Annotated in this window: 15 protein-coding genes; 3 read left to right on the top strand and 12 right to left on the bottom strand. The window is 71.8% G+C overall.

The annotated features are described in order from the left end of the window. Nucleotides 1-100: 100 nt before the first annotated feature. From ASE20_RS03970 to ASE20_RS03960, 3 genes are read right to left on the bottom strand one after another with little or no spacing between them, the layout of a single operon-like run. Entirely contained in the window at nucleotides 101-430 is a 330-nt protein-coding gene (locus tag ASE20_RS03970; RefSeq protein WP_157538642.1) for a hypothetical protein, read from the bottom strand. 10 nt (nucleotides 431-440) lie between these two features. After that, nucleotides 441-1661: a fatty acid desaturase family protein gene (locus ASE20_RS03965; protein WP_056893243.1), complete on the bottom strand. Its 1221-nt coding sequence runs from the start codon at nucleotides 1659-1661 to the stop codon at nucleotides 441-443. A 19-nt stretch (nucleotides 1662-1680) separates the two neighbouring features. Next, nucleotides 1681-2772, bottom strand: a complete 1092-nt coding sequence (locus ASE20_RS03960) for a ferredoxin reductase (protein WP_056893242.1) — start codon at nucleotides 2770-2772, stop codon at nucleotides 1681-1683. A 134-nt stretch (nucleotides 2773-2906) separates the two neighbouring features. On the opposite strand from ASE20_RS03960, the gene ASE20_RS03955 reads away from it, so the two are divergent. Beyond that, nucleotides 2907-3368, top strand: a complete 462-nt coding sequence (locus ASE20_RS03955) for an SRPBCC family protein (RefSeq protein WP_056893241.1) — start codon at nucleotides 2907-2909, stop codon at nucleotides 3366-3368. A 93-nt stretch (nucleotides 3369-3461) separates the two neighbouring features. Here ASE20_RS03955 and ASE20_RS03950 read toward each other — a convergent pair whose 3' ends face one another. Genes ASE20_RS03950 through ASE20_RS03935 form a run of 4 tightly spaced genes read right to left on the bottom strand, consistent with a single transcriptional unit; the run spans nucleotide 3462 to nucleotide 5250 of the window. Beyond that, nucleotides 3462-3830, bottom strand: a complete 369-nt coding sequence (locus ASE20_RS03950; protein ID WP_225869224.1) for a LamG domain-containing protein — start codon at nucleotides 3828-3830, stop codon at nucleotides 3462-3464. 32 nt (nucleotides 3831-3862) lie between these two features. Beyond that, on the bottom strand, nucleotides 3863-4432 hold the full coding sequence (locus ASE20_RS03945) for a VOC family protein (protein ID WP_056893239.1): 570 nt from the start codon (nucleotides 4430-4432) through the stop codon (nucleotides 3863-3865). A 26-nt stretch (nucleotides 4433-4458) separates the two neighbouring features. Then, entirely contained in the window at nucleotides 4459-4881 is a 423-nt protein-coding gene (locus tag ASE20_RS03940) for an SRPBCC family protein (RefSeq protein WP_056893238.1), read from the bottom strand. 51 nt (nucleotides 4882-4932) lie between these two features. Then, nucleotides 4933-5250 carry a hypothetical protein gene (locus ASE20_RS03935; protein WP_056893237.1) on the bottom strand — a complete coding sequence of 106 codons (318 nt, stop codon included), beginning with the start codon at nucleotides 5248-5250 and terminating at the stop codon, nucleotides 4933-4935. Between the two features lie 40 nt (nucleotides 5251-5290). Here ASE20_RS03935 and ASE20_RS03930 point away from each other — a divergent pair, with 40 nt between their 5' ends. Further along, nucleotides 5291-6079 (top strand): MBL fold metallo-hydrolase, encoded by a 789-nt coding sequence (locus tag ASE20_RS03930; RefSeq protein WP_056893236.1) that lies wholly within the window; start codon nucleotides 5291-5293, stop codon nucleotides 6077-6079. A gap of 22 nt (nucleotides 6080-6101) precedes the next feature. On the opposite strand, the gene ASE20_RS03925 is transcribed toward ASE20_RS03930, so the two are convergent. Beyond that, on the bottom strand, nucleotides 6102-7832 hold the full coding sequence (locus ASE20_RS03925; protein WP_056893235.1) for a DUF429 domain-containing protein: 1731 nt from the start codon (nucleotides 7830-7832) through the stop codon (nucleotides 6102-6104). A gap of 3 nt (nucleotides 7833-7835) precedes the next feature. Next, nucleotides 7836-8177, bottom strand: coding sequence for a DUF1801 domain-containing protein (locus ASE20_RS03920; RefSeq protein WP_056893234.1), 342 nt, complete (start codon nucleotides 8175-8177; stop codon nucleotides 7836-7838). 120 nt (nucleotides 8178-8297) lie between these two features. Between ASE20_RS03920 and ASE20_RS03915 the strand changes: the two genes are divergently transcribed. After that, entirely contained in the window at nucleotides 8298-9692 is a 1395-nt protein-coding gene (locus tag ASE20_RS03915) for a purine-cytosine permease family protein (RefSeq protein ID WP_056893233.1), read from the top strand. 31 nt (nucleotides 9693-9723) lie between these two features. On the opposite strand, the gene ASE20_RS03910 is transcribed toward ASE20_RS03915, so the two are convergent. From ASE20_RS03910 to ASE20_RS03900, 3 genes are read right to left on the bottom strand one after another with little or no spacing between them, the layout of a single operon-like run. Next, nucleotides 9724-10641, bottom strand: a complete 918-nt coding sequence (locus ASE20_RS03910) for a LysR family transcriptional regulator (RefSeq protein ID WP_056893232.1) — start codon at nucleotides 10639-10641, stop codon at nucleotides 9724-9726. Nucleotides 10642-10661: 20 nt separating this feature from the next. Continuing rightward, nucleotides 10662-12092: an aspartate ammonia-lyase gene (locus tag ASE20_RS03905; protein WP_056893231.1), complete on the bottom strand. Its 1431-nt coding sequence runs from the start codon at nucleotides 12090-12092 to the stop codon at nucleotides 10662-10664. Beyond that, nucleotides 12089-13219, bottom strand: a complete 1131-nt coding sequence (locus tag ASE20_RS03900) for a M20 family metallopeptidase (RefSeq protein ID WP_056893230.1) — start codon at nucleotides 13217-13219, stop codon at nucleotides 12089-12091. The genes ASE20_RS03905 and ASE20_RS03900 overlap by 4 nt, the downstream gene beginning before the upstream one ends. Nucleotides 13220-13221 lie beyond the last annotated feature (2 nt).

Genomic DNA, 13221 nt, shown 5'->3' with positions numbered 1-13221 from the left:
GCCGCGAAGCGGCGGAGCGCAGCGACGTCCTTGACGCCGGGGGTCGGTCGGCTACCGCGCGGCGGCCCCAGGAGCCACCGAACGAGTGTCGAGCGGCACGCTAGGGCGTCTCCCCCAGCCTCGAGTTGGGCTCGAAGCGCGGCAGCGGATCGGCGTCGTCGCGCCCGGGGCGGACGAACTCGAAGCCGCCCGTGCACACCAGGACGTGGCCCGGCCCGGCCTCCGCGATCACGCCCCGGGCGCAGGCGAGGTGCAGGGGCGGCGCGTGGAAGCTGTTGCGGGCGTCCTCGTCGAAGTCCCCGACGAACGCGATCGGCCGGCCCAGCGGGGTCCCGCACACTCCGCACACGCGGGCCAGGGCACAGCGGGTGACGGCGCGCCGGTCGAGCTCCCCGTCGCGCCAGCCGACGCCGGTCACGCCGGTCAGCACCACGCCGCCCTCAGGCAGAGGCCTGGTCGGACCGCGACCAGCCACCGAGCTCGCGGCGCCGCTGCTGGCGCTGCTCCTGCTGGCGACGGCCGTGGTCGACGGTGACATCGACGCCCGTCGGAGGCTTGTCGTCCCTCGTGAACCGGTTGGGCAGCGACAGCTTCATCACCACGCGGAGCACCTGGCCGTACTGCCGGTGCAGCGGACCGGTCGTGTAGGGGATGCCGTACTTCTCGCACAGCGCCCGTACCCGCGGCGCGATCTCGGCGTACCGGTTGCTCGGGAGGTCCGGGAACAGGTGGTGCTCGATCTGGTAGCCGAGGTTGCCGCTCATGACGTGCAGCAGGCGGCCGCCCTCGAAGTTGGCGGTGCCGAGGACCTGGCGCAGGTACCACTCGGCGCGCGACTCGTCGTCGAGCTCGTCCTCGGTGAAGTGCAGCGCACCGTCGGGGAAGTGCCCGCAGAAGATGATCAGGTACGCCCACAGGTTGCGCATCAGGTTCGCGCTCGCATTGGCCTTCATCGTCGACCGCCACTGCCGCCCGCTCAGTGCGGGGTACAGCACGTAGTCCTTGACGATCTGGTGGCGGCCCTTCCTGAGGATCTGGCGCAACTGGCGCTTCATCTCCTTCGGATCCTTCTGGCCCTTCCGGATCGCCTCCAGGTCCAGGTCGTGGAGGGCGACGCCCCACTGGAAGAGGCCGGCGAGCAGGGCGTTGTAGACCGGCTGACCGAGGTTGACCGGGTGCCACTTCTGCTCCCGGGCCATCCGCAGCACGCCGTACCCGATGTCGTTGTCGTAGCCGAGGACGTTGGTGAACTGGTGGTGGATGTAGTTGTGGCTGTGCTTCCACTGCTCGGCCGGCTGGCCGGTGTCCCACTCCCACGTCGAGGAGTGGATCTCGGGATCGTTCATCCAGTCCCACTGGCCGTGCATGACGTTGTGGCCGATCTCCATGTTCTCCAGGATCTTGGCCAGCCCGAGGCTGACCGCGCTGGCGGCGAGGACCGGCCGTCGTACCTTGGCGTCGAGGGGTGAGGCGACGATCATCCCGATCCGCGCCAGGGCCGCCATCCAACGCTGGGTCGTGATGACGCGGTTGATGTACGCCGCGTCGGAGGCCCCGCGCGACTCCTCGATCTCGGCCCGGATCGCGTCGAGCTCGCGGCCGATCTGTTCGACCTCGTCCTCGGTGAGGTGGGCGTACTGGGCGACATCGGCGATGGCCATGGCGCGTCTCCTTCGTGGGTCAGATGTCGAGCACGCAGCTGCCGACCGGGACGGTCACACAGGTCTGCACCTGCTCGTTGGGCTGGTCGAAGTCGTTGCCGTTGCGCAGGTCGCGCACCGTGCCGGAGATCTTGGTGACGGTGCAGGTGTGGCAGATCCCGACCCGGCACCCGTAGGGCATGCCGACGCCGGCTCGTTCACCGGCGTCGAGTACGGTGGTCGCGCCGTCGACCTCGGCGCGCTTGCCCGAGTTCTGGAAGACGATCTCCCCGCCCTCCCCGCCGTCGCCGGTCACTGCGAGCGAGAAGCGCTCGAGGTGCAGCTGCTCCTCCAGGCCGGCCCGCCGCCAGCAGTCCTCCACCGCGTCGAGCATCGGCGCCGGGCCGCACGCCCACGTCTCCCGCTCGCGCCAGTCCGGCACGACCGCGTCCAGGTCGGCGAGGTCGAGGATGCCCTCGGTGTCGGTGTGCCGCTCGACCAGCGTGAGGCGGGGATGCTTGTCGTGCAGCGCGCGCAGCTCGTCGCGGAAGATCATCCTCTCGGGGGTCGTCGAGGAGTAGTGCAGGACGACGTCGGCCATCGAGCCGCGGCGGTCGAGCGTGCGCAGCATCGACATGACCGGCGTGATCCCGCTGCCGCCGACGAGGAACAGCGAGCGGGCCGGCGGCGGGTCGGGGAGCACGAAGTCCCCGCTGGGCGTGGCCAGCCGGACGATGGTGCCGGGCTCGAGGCCGTTGACGAGGTGCTCCGACAAGAAGCCCTCCGGCATCGCGCGGACCGTGATGGCGAGGCTGCGGCCGGAACGCACCGGTGGAGAGCTGACGGAGTACGAGCGCCAGTGGTACTTGCCGTGCACCTGGACGCCGATGCCGACGAACTGGCCGGGCCGGTGGAGGTAGCGCCAGCCCCAGCCGGGACGGATCACCAGCGTGGCGGCGTCGTCGGTCTCGCGGATGACCCGCTCGACCCGGCCCCGGAGCTCGCGCGAGCTCCACAGCGGGTTGAGCAGCGTGAGGTAGTCGTCAGGCAGCAGCGGTGTGGTGAGCTGGTCGGCCGCCCTGCGCACGCGCTCCCAGGACAGCCTCGGTCGCGCGGGTGCCGTGTCCGTCATGGCACTCAGTGAACAGATGAACACTCAAAATCTCAAGGGGGGTTCTTCATCGACAACAGGGGTACCGCTCGGGACTGACGCCCGGCCGCCGCCCGAGACCGAGGGCCGGCCGGAACCGACCCAGAGGTGGCGAGATGACACAGATCCAGGAGTCCATCGACGTCGACGTGCCGGTGCGCACGGCGTACGACCAGTGGACGCAGTTCGAGTCCTTCCCCCAGTTCATGTCCGGCGTCGAGTCGATCACCCAGCTCGACGACAAGCGGCTGCACTGGGTGACCAATATCGCCGGCGTCGAGCGGGAGTTCGACGCGGAGATCACCGAGCAGCACCCCGACGAGCGGGTGGCGTGGACGAGCACCGGCGGCGACACGAAGCAGGCCGGCGTGGTGACCTTCCACCGGCTCGACGAGGGCAGGACCCGCGTGATGGCGCAGATCGACTGGCAGCCCTCCGGCCTGGTCGAGAAGGTCGGCTCGGCGGTCAACATCGACCAGCACCGCGTCAAGGGCGACCTCGAGAAGTTCAAGGAGTTCATCGAGGAGCGCGGTCACGAGACGGGCGCGTGGCGGGGCGACATCGACGCCGGGAGCTGAACCCAGGCCTTCCGACGGTCCCCCGTCGCACGTCGACACACGGGCGGCCCGCACCCTGTGGGGGTTGCGGGCCGCTCTCGTGTCGGCTCGACGTCATTCCCAGCGGTCGAAGGTGCCCGCTCGCAGGGACGCGACCTCCTCGGCGGTGAGCGCGACGCCGTACAGGCGGAAGTCGTCGAGCGCGCCCGCGAGCCAGGGGTGCTTCACGTTCTGTGAGCGGCCCAGGTAGTTGCGTTGGGTCCGGCCCAGCAGGAGGGGTGTCATCATCAGCGCGTCGTTGCGCCCGGCCTCGACGCCGTCGAGGTACAGCCGGCCGACACCACCGCCGAGCGCGACGGCGACGTGCGTCCACTCCCCCGTGGGCAGCGCGCGATCCGCGTCGATCACGTCCTCGCCCTCCATCCCCCCGAGCTTCATCGCGAACCGGGCGCGGCCGAGGCCGGTCCGTGGCGTGAGGAACAGGGAGGTCTGGGCGTTCGAACCCAGAGCCGGTCTCAGCCCCGGTACGGCAGCACGCAGAACTCGTTGCCGGAGGGGTCGGCGAAGTGGCGCCAGGGCAGGTCGCCGAAGCCGAGGTGGAGCTCCGCTCCGCCTCGGCCGGCGATCTCCCGCGCCACCGCGTCGGCGTCGTCGCCGGCCTCGAGCCGGACGTCGAGGTGGATCTCGTTCTTCCTGGCGCCCTTGGGAGCGGACTCGGCCCGCAGCTCCAGCACCGGACCGACGGACGACGGGTGCTGCAGGCCGTGCGCACCGACCGGCACCCAGCCGGTCAACCACGCCCAGAAGTCGCGCTCCGCGGCCGGGTCGGCGACGTCGAGGGTGATGGCCGCGAGCACGGGACGCTCCCCCGTCTCGTCGACGACCAGGCGCAGCCGGCCCGGCTCCCCCGTCGCCCCCGCCACCGGCTGGAAGCACAGGTCGAGCACCGGCCCGCCGGGCACCTCGAGCCGGGTCTCGTAGCCGCCGGCGTCGTCGGTCAGCGTCTCGGTGCCGAGCCGCGCCTCCCACGCGCGGCCGAGGGCGTGCGGGTCAGCGGCGTCGAAGACGACGTTCTCGAAGAACATGCGGCCAGCCTAGGAGCTGCCGCGGGTCAGGCCTTCTTGACCGCGCGCACCAGCAGCGTCAGCAGCGTGGTCACCACGCCCTTGAGCGCGACCGCCTCCGCCACGGGAACCCGCGAGTCGGCCTCGAGAGTCCAGGTGATGCGGGTGCCGGCGCCCTCAGCGGTCAGCACGACCTCGCCGCGGTAGTTCTTGAACGGCACGCCGCTCAGCGCCTTGTAGCCCAGGGCGTGGTCGACGTCGAAGCGGGTGATCTCCTCGACGATCGCGGGCGCCGGACCGGGCGCGCTGATCGAGCGGACCGCGCCGACGCCGTTGCGGTCGGGGCTGCCCTCGGCGGTCATCACGACCTTCATGCCGGGGCCCCACGAGGCCATTCCCTCGTGCTCGGCCAGGACGGCCCAGACGGTGCTGACGGGAGCAGCGACGGTGGTGGAGGAGGTGGCGCGCATGGTGGAGCCTTTCGTCGTACGCCGGGCAGGGCGTCGGGGTGGGCGGCTGGGTCAGAGCCGGTCGATCCAGGTGTCGTCCTCGCGCTGGTCCCACAGCGACGTACCGTCGCGGCGGGGTGCGTCCTCGGCGAGCCGGACGAGGACGGCGTTGGCCTCGTCGAAGGTCAGCTCGCGCAGCGAGGCCAGGGATCGCCCGGCCGCCTGCTCGATCGCCGCCTGACGCGCCGCCATGTCGGGCAGGGCGCGGGCATCGAGTGCCTTGCGGAGGAGGTCGACCTGCCAGTCGGTGATCGCCGCGACCGCCGGCGCGGGTGCCGCAGCGGGCTCCGGCTCCGGGTCGTCACCGAAGAGGGACTGATCGATCGACACGAGAGGTGATGCTACGGCGCCGATTCCCTAGAGTCGGTCCATGTCCGACACGAGGATCACCCACATCGGCGGACCGACGGCCCTGATCGAGGTCGGCGGCTGGCGGATCCTGACCGACCCGACCTTCGACCCGCCCGGCCGGCGCTACTTCTTCGGCTGGGGTACGACGTCGCGCAAGCTCGTGGGCCCGTCGATCCCCGCCGACCAGCTCGGCCCCGTCGACGCCGTCCTGGTCAGTCACCACCACCACGGCGACAACCTCGACCCGTCGGCCCGTGACCTGCTGCCCACCTGGGGCACGACGGTCACCACGCGGAAGGGCGCCGCGAAGCTGGGTGGCGGCGCGGTGGGGCTGGCGCCGTGGGAGACCACGACGCTCGAGGCGCCGGGCAAGGAGACGATCACGATCACCGCGACGCCGTGCCGGCACGGGCCGGTCGGCAGCGACCCGATCACCGGTCCGGTCATCGGGTTCTCGCTCGCGTGGGCCGGCCAGGAGCACGGCGAGCTGTGGGTCACCGGCGACACGGTGCTGTACCCGGCCCTGCGGGAGGTGCCCTCGCGCCTGCGGATCGGCACGGTCCTGCTGCACCTCGGGTCGGTCCGCTTCCGGTACCTGTCCGGCTGGCTCCGCTACACGATGGACGCCCGCGAGGGCGCCGAGCTGGTCGAGCTGGTGCAGCCGGCCCACGTCGTCCCCGTGCACTACGAGGGGTGGTCGCACTTCCAGCAGGACCGCGGCCCTGCCGAGGCCGTGCTCGCGCGGAGCCCGCTCGCCGATCGGATCACGTGGCTCGACCCCGGCGAGGCCGTCAGCCTGCCCGTCTGAGGGCCGCGGCTCAGCCTGAGGCTCAGGCGGCGCGCATCCTCGCCAGCCGGGACCGCAGCGCGGGGACCCGGTCGGAGTTCGCACGCAGCTCGACGTAGGTGTCGCCGTAGACCCAGAGCAGCGCGTCGTCGAGCCGTCGTACGGCGCCGGGCGGGTAGCGGTAGCCCATCCGCTCCTGCAGCAGGTCGGCGTCGACCGACCGCAGCACGTCGCCGAGCGCCGCGAGCGAGGTGATGCCGAGCTCGAGGACGATGGCGGCGATCCAGACATAGTGGTCGGTGCGCGACCAGCCGGCGTCGGCGTACTGGCCGGCGAGGAAGGCGGCCAGCTCGCGCGGCGGGATCCGCGGGTCGCCGTCGTCGGCGTCGAGGGCGGCGCCCTCGAAGGACGGCTGGAGGCGCTCGCGGATGATCGAGAACTCGCGGTCGGCGAGCTCGAGCAGGCCGGCGGCGAGCGTGAACCGGCGGTCGAACTCCGACGCGTGCTCGTCGGGGATGGTGCCCTTGTAGCGGATGTCGTGCTCGAACTCGGCCCATGCGTGCTGCAGGACGGTCCGGATCTGCACCTGCGCGCGCCGTGCCCCGCCCTCGACGCCGATCAGCAGGTGCCGGCTGGCGTAGCCGAAGCGTCCCTCGCTCGCGGTCTCGCGCCCCATGTCGCGGTCGTCGAGCACCACGACCTGGTCGGCCAACAGCTCGGCGACCGCCTGGACGTCGCTGTGCACGTAGGTGATGACGCGGATGCCGATCTGGTCGGTGATCTCGGCCAGCGGGTCGGAGAACACCGGGTGGCCGCCGCTGGTGCGGGCGGCCTTCGCGGCGAAGGAGGTGATCGACTTCGCGCGCCCGGTGACGGTCAGGTAGTTGATGCCGGCCTCGTCGAGGATGCTCGTCACGAGGCGGACGTAGTCGTCGGTCGCTGCCCGCACCTCGGCCCAGCCGTCGGCGTACGCGCGGACGGCGGCGCCGATGTCGGGGCCGGCCGGCGTGGTGGCGGTCCGCTTGCGGCGCGGCGTCGGCGCCAGGTCGTCGGGCAGCGCGGGGGTGACGATGTAGCCGGACTCGAGGTCGCCGTACACGACCGTGTCGTTGCGCCGCAGGTCGGCGAACATCGCGACATAGGCGCACACGACGGCATCGACCTGGTCCTCGACCACGCGCAGCTCGCTCTTGCGGGCGGCGTCTGCGACGCCCTGGCGCAGCGCGCGCCACGCGGGGACGTCGACGTGCAGGGCCGGCTCGGCGCTGGCGAGCCCCTCGACCAGCCGCATCAGCACGAACAGCTCGGCGCGCAGCTGCTCGAGGTCGCGGCCGGGCTTGTCCTTGTACTTCAGCGTCCGGCCGAGCCGGAACAGCGCGACGGTGGCGGGGTGCGGGTAGACCTCGATCCCCCGTCGCTGCCGGCCCGACCACGGGTTGATGTCGAGCCCGAGCAGCGCCGCGACCCGCGCCGCGCGCGGCTGCTCGGCGAACTCCGGCTTGCCCGTGTTGGACGGGTGCGCGCCGGCGTCGAAGCGCGCGAAGTCCTTGTTGAGCTGCTTCTCCGCGGGCCGGTTGCCCGTGGGGTTGCGGACGATCAGCGGGGCGTCGATCGCGACCAGGCACTCCTCGGCGACGTACGGCGCCAGCGCGGCCACGATCTCCTCGTCGGTCCGCACCGCGCTCACCGCCAGCAGGTGCCCGGTGGCGTCCAGCACCGCGAGTCCGGTGGGCTTGCGCTCACCCCAGGCGAGGTCGACCCCGACGTAGTGCACGGGTCACCCGCGGTTGAGCGCGACGGCCTCGCGCACCAGCGCGACCAGCGCGTCGCCGTCGAGCTCCTCGCCCTCGAAGACGTCGATCGCGCGGCGGGTGCCGGCGTCGAGGCTGGCGTTGAACAGCCCGGTCGGATCGGCGAGCGAGGCGCCCTTGGCGAAGGTCAGCTTGACCTTGTCCTTGTAGGTCTCCACGGTGCAGATCAGGCCGTCCGCGCTGAAGGTCGGGACGCCGTCGGGATTGGAGGCCTTCTTCCACTTGGCCTCCTCGACGACGGCGGGCTCCGCCTCGACGATGAGGGACCGCACCCGGTCGACCAGGTCGCTGCGCCAGTCGTTGCTCATGCCCTGAACCCTAGTAGGCATCACCAGAACCGATGACTTGCGCCAAAAGGATTCGTTTGCCAGAGGACCGGGACCGTCACGACCATGGGTGGTGCGCCTCACACCCCTTGGAGAACAACCATGACCGACCAGTCCGTCGTCGAGAAGCACACCATCGGCTACGTCCCACCGGAGGACCGCCACGGCAAGGTGCGCGACCTCTTCACCCTGTGGTTCGGGACGAACATCGCTCCCCTGCCCGTCGTCACCGGCGCCGCCGGTGTCACCGTCTTCGGCCTCGACCTGTTCTGGTGCCTCGTCGCCATCGTCGTCGGCCACCTCGTCGGCGGCGTCTTCATGGCGCTGCACTCGGCCCAGGGCCCGCAGATGGGCATCCCTCAGATGATCCAGAGCCGCGGCCAGTTCGGCTCGTTCGGCGCCCTGATCGTCGTGGTGATCGCCGCGGTCATGTACCTCGCGTTCTTCGCCTCGAACATCGTGCTGGCGGGCCAGTCCCTGCACGGCATCACCGACCCGGTCCCCGTGGAGGCGGGCATCGTGCTCGGCGCGCTGGGCTCCGGCCTGATCGCCGTCATCGGCTACAAGGTGATCCACTCGCTCAACAAGGTCGCCACCTGGGTGCTCGGCGTCGGCATCGTGCTCGGCACCGCCGCGATCTTCGTCGCCGGCGTCCCGGCGGGCTTCTGGACGCAGGGCGGCTACAGCACCGCCGGCTTCCTCGCGACCGTCTCGCTCGGCGCCCTGTGGCAGATCGCCTTCGCACCGTACGTCTCCGACTACTCGCGCTACCTGCCCGCCGACGTGGGCGTCCGCGCGACCTTCAACGCGACCTACCTGGGCTGCACGCTCGGCTCGATCCTGCCCTTCGCCTTCGGCGCGATCGTCGCCCTGGCCATGAAGCCCGGCGTCGAGGTGATGACCGGCGTCCGCGACACCACCGGCGCCTTCGGCACCCCGCTGCTGGTCCTGTTCCTGCTCTCGGTCATCAGCCACAACGCGCTGAACCTGTACGGCACGGTGCTCTCGATCATCACCTGCGTGCAGACCTTCGTCGCCCGCTGGATCCCGACGGCGCGCAGCCGCGCGGTCCTGTCGGTCGTCGTGATGGCCGCGTCGACGTACTTCGCGATCGGCGTCTCCGGTGACTTCATCGGGCACTTCGTCGACATCGTGCTCGCGCTGCTCGTCGTGCTGGTGCCGTGGACCGCGATCAACCTGATCGACTTCTACCTGATCCACCGCGGCAACTACGACCTCGACTCGATCTTCGCAGCCGACGGCGGCATCTACGGCCGGTTCAACGGCCAGGCGATCCTCGCCTACGTCATCGGCATCCTGGTCCAGATCCCGTTCATGGCCACGCCGCTCTACACCGGCCCGATCGCCGACAGGCTCGACGGCGCCGACCTGAGCTGGATCATCGGCCTGGTCGCGACTGCTCCGGTCTACTGGTTCCTGGCCCGCGGCCGGAAGCTGGCCCCGAGCGAGCTGCACCCGGTCGCCGCACCCGCCTGATCACCAGCAACAGCCCGGAGGGCAGGTCGCGTCAGCGGCCTGCCCTTCGTCGCGCCTCCCGGGTCGAGGAGCGCACGAACGCCTGCGCCCGCGCGGTCAGCCGGACGCCCTTCATCGACGCCAGCACGATCTCGAGCGGCTCGACCGGGTCGGTGATCTCGAGCGTGACGACCTCCGCGCCGTCGTACGTCGTGGGGCTGGCGGGCCGCTGGTTGAGGACGGACCAGCCCTGACCGTTGGCGACCATCGCCCGGACCGTCTCGAACCCGGCGGTGCGGTGCCGGATCTCCGGTCGTACGCCGGCGGACTCGACGATGCGCTCGAGGTACTGCCCGCTGTGCGGGAGGTCGAGCAGCACCATCGGCTCCCCCGCGAGGTCGGCGAGCGCGACCTTCTTGCGGCGGGCGAGGCGGTGCCCCCTGCCGACGAGGACGTACGGCGCCGCGACGCCGATCCGCACGTGGTCGATGTCGTCGTCGAGGTCGTAGCCGTAGAGCAGCGCGAGCTCGATCCGGCCCGAGCGCAGCGCGTGCTTGAGCGCGGCGTGCTCGTCCTCGACGACGGAGACGTGGATGCCCGGGTGGTCGGCCTCGCAGGCCGCGAGCAGGCGCGGCAGCTCGAACGGGCCGAGGGTCGTGAAGCAGCCGACGGCGAGGTCCCCGACGAGCGCCTGGCCTGCCGAGCGGGCGACCTCGACCAGCTCGGTCGTGTGGACGAGGTAGCTGCGCAGCTCGCGGTAGAACTCCTCGCCCGCGGACGTCAGCGTCAGCCCGCGCGCGTGGTGGCGCAGCAGCAGCTGGACGCCGAGCTCCTTCTCCAGCTGCGCGACCGCCGTCGAGACCGCGGACTGGGAGACCATGAGCTGCTTCGAGGCGGCGGTCATGGACCCCAGCTCCGCGGCCGCGGCGAAGTACCGCAGCTGGGTCAGGGTGAAGGACGGGTCCGCCATGGCGGCCATCCTGCCGGATGTCACGCTCCGGCGGGGCCCGGCGCGTCCAGGTTGGCCAGCACCTCGGGCCGCAGCAGCGCGTCGAGAACGGCCGCGTCGAGCCCACCCGTGGCGAGGGCGAGGTCGCGGACCGCACCGGCGCCGCTGAGCGCGGCCTTGGCGATCTCCGCGGACCGTACGTAGCCGAGCAGCGGGGTGAGTGCGGTGGCGAGGCCGGCATTCGCGGCCGCCGCGGCGGCGAGCTTGGGCGCGTCGACGGTGATGCCGTCGACGCACAGCGTGCGCAGCGAGTCGAAGGCGGCAGCGGTCCAGGTGAAGCCCTGGAGCAGGCCGTGGCCCATCACCGGCTCGAAGGCGTTGAGCTGGAGCTGTCCGGCCTCCGCGGCCATCGTCACGGTGACGTCGTTGCCGATCACCCAGAAGGCGACCTGGTTGACCATCTCGGGGATGACCGGGTTCACCTTGCCGGGCATGATGCTCGACCCCGCCTGGCGCGCGGGCAGCTGCAGCTCCGCCAGGCCGGCCTGTGGTCCGGAGCCCAACAGCCGCAGGTCGTTGCAGATCTTCGAGGCCTTGACGACGATCCGCTTGAGCACGCTGGAGACCTGCACGAACGCGCCCGTGTCGCTGGTCGCCTCGACCAGGTCGCCGGCGCCCACGACGGGCAGGCCGGTGATCTCGGCGAGGTGCTGGACCGCGAGCCGGCGGTAGTCCGGGTGCGCGGTGATGCCGGTGCCGATCGCGGTGGCACCGAGGTTGATCTCGCAGAGCAGGCGGCGGGAGTCGGCCAGCCGGGCCAGCTCCTCGCGCAGCGTCGTCGCGAAGGCGCCCAGCTCCTGGCCGACCGTCATCGGTACGGCGTCCTGCAGCTGCGTGCGGCCGATCTTCGGCACCGCGCGGAACTCGGTCGCCTTGCGCGCGAACGCGCCGGCCAGCTCCTCCGTCGCCACCGCGAGACGGTCGATCGCCGCCACCAGCGCCAGCCGTACGGCGGTCGGGTACACGTCGTTCGTCGACTGGCAGCGGTTCACGTGGTCGAGCGGGTGGATCTCGTCGTAGCTGCCGAACGGCAGCCCGAGGAGCTCCAACGCCCGGTTGGCGACGACCTCGTTGGCGTTCATGTTGGTCGACGTACCGGCACCGCCCTGGATCACGTCGACGACGAACTCGCCGTCGAGGCGGCCGTCGCGGACCTCCTGCGCCGCCGCGGCGATCGCGTCGTGGCGGCGGTCGTCGAGCAGGCCGAGGTCGTGGTTGGCGCGTGCGGCGGCGAGCTTGACCGCGCCGAGCGCGGCGACCAGCTCGCGGTGGGCGCCGACCGGGGTGCCGCTGATCGGGAAGTTCTGCACGGCCCGGGCCGTGTGGACGCCCCAGTACGCCGTGGCCGGCACCTCGTGCGGGCCGAGCGAGTCGTGCTCGGTGCGGGTGGTCGGAGCGTCGGTGGTGGTCATCGTGCGGTCGCCTCCCCGGCGACGTCGAGCGCGGTCCACGCCAGTGCGGTGGCGGCGTCGAGGATCGCCTTCTCGGCGTCCCCGCCCACGCAGTGCGCGGCGAACTCGGGCTGGTGGTTGAGGGCGGACCCGGAGTTGATGCCGATGTAGGGGTGGATGGCCGGCACGACCTGCGACACGTTGCCCATGTCGGTCGAGGCGCGGTTCATCCGGCGCGCGGGGGTGCCCGGGTCGAAGACGCGACCCAGCTCCTCGGCGTTGCGCCGGTACGACGCCAGCGCGGGCGCGAAGGTGCGGAACTCGGCGTACGGCTTGCTCTCCGGCTCGACCGTGAGCGTGGCGCCGGTCGCGAGCGCGCCGGCCTCGAAGCAGCGCCAGACCTTCTCCTCGGTCTCGGCGAGCTGGGCGAGGCTCTCGGCGCGGACGTACCAGCGGCCCTCGGTCAGCGCGGGGATCGCGTTGGGCGCCTCTCCCCCGTTGGTCATCACGCCGTGGACGCGGACGGTCGGCGGGAGCTGCTGGCGCAGCAGCCCGATCGCGACCTGCGCGATGGTGAAGGCGTCGGCAGCGTTGACCCCCTGCTCGGGGTACGCCGCCGCGTGGGCCGCCTTGCCGCGGTACTCCACGTGCGAGTGCGACACGGCGAACGGCTCGGCCTCTGCGACGTCGACCGGCGCGGGGTGGGCCATCATCGCGAGGTCCAGGCCGGCGAAGGCGCCGCGCTCGAGCAGCTCGATCTTGCCGCCGCCGCCCTCCTCGGCGGGCGTGCCGTAGACCTCGATGGTCAGGCCCGCGTCGTCGGCCAGCGGCGCCAGGGCGCGCGCGGCGCCGACCGTGATCGCGGAGATCAGGTTGTGGCCGCAGGCATGGCCCAGACCCGGCAGGGCGTCGTACTCGGCGCAGAGGCCGAGGCGGAACGGGCCGCTGCCGAAGGTCGCGAGGAAGGCGGTCTCCAGCCCGAGGTGGCCCGGGGTCACGGTGAACCCGGCCTCCTCGAGCGACTCCGCGACCCAGCGCGAGGAGTTGTGCTCCTGCCAGCCGGTCTCGGGGTGGGCGTGCAGCTGCTCGGAGAGCCGGATGAGGCGCTCGGCGTCGCTGCGGACGGTCGCGGCGGCGTGTTCCTTCACGG

The organism is Nocardioides sp. Root240 (genome assembly GCF_001428825.1).
Lineage (GTDB): Bacteria > Actinomycetota > Actinomycetes > Propionibacteriales > Nocardioidaceae > Nocardioides.
The sequence above is the reverse complement of the archived record's forward strand: the minus strand, read 5'-3'. Positions and strand labels throughout refer to the sequence as shown.

Bases quoted from the DNA above. Each gene is read 5' to 3' on its own strand.
- ASE20_RS03965 (WP_056893243.1), bottom strand. From the start codon at position 1,661: ATGGCCATCGCCGATGTCGCCCAGTACGCCCACCTCACCGAGGACGAG.
- ASE20_RS03960 (WP_056893242.1), bottom strand. From the start codon at position 2,772: ATGACGGACACGGCACCCGCGCGACCGAGGCTGTCCTGGGAGCGCGTG.
- ASE20_RS03955 (WP_056893241.1), top strand. From the start codon at position 2,907: ATGACACAGATCCAGGAGTCCATCGACGTCGACGTGCCGGTGCGCACG.
- ASE20_RS03945 (WP_056893239.1), bottom strand. From the start codon at position 4,432: ATGTTCTTCGAGAACGTCGTCTTCGACGCCGCTGACCCGCACGCCCTC.
- ASE20_RS03940 (WP_056893238.1), bottom strand. From the start codon at position 4,881: ATGCGCGCCACCTCCTCCACCACCGTCGCTGCTCCCGTCAGCACCGTC.
- ASE20_RS03930 (WP_056893236.1), top strand. From the start codon at position 5,291: ATGTCCGACACGAGGATCACCCACATCGGCGGACCGACGGCCCTGATC.
- ASE20_RS03920 (WP_056893234.1), bottom strand. From the start codon at position 8,177: ATGAGCAACGACTGGCGCAGCGACCTGGTCGACCGGGTGCGGTCCCTC.
- ASE20_RS03915 (WP_056893233.1), top strand. From the start codon at position 8,298: ATGACCGACCAGTCCGTCGTCGAGAAGCACACCATCGGCTACGTCCCA.
- ASE20_RS03910 (WP_056893232.1), bottom strand. From the start codon at position 10,641: ATGGCGGACCCGTCCTTCACCCTGACCCAGCTGCGGTACTTCGCCGCG.
- ASE20_RS03905 (WP_056893231.1), bottom strand. From the start codon at position 12,092: ATGACCACCACCGACGCTCCGACCACCCGCACCGAGCACGACTCGCTC.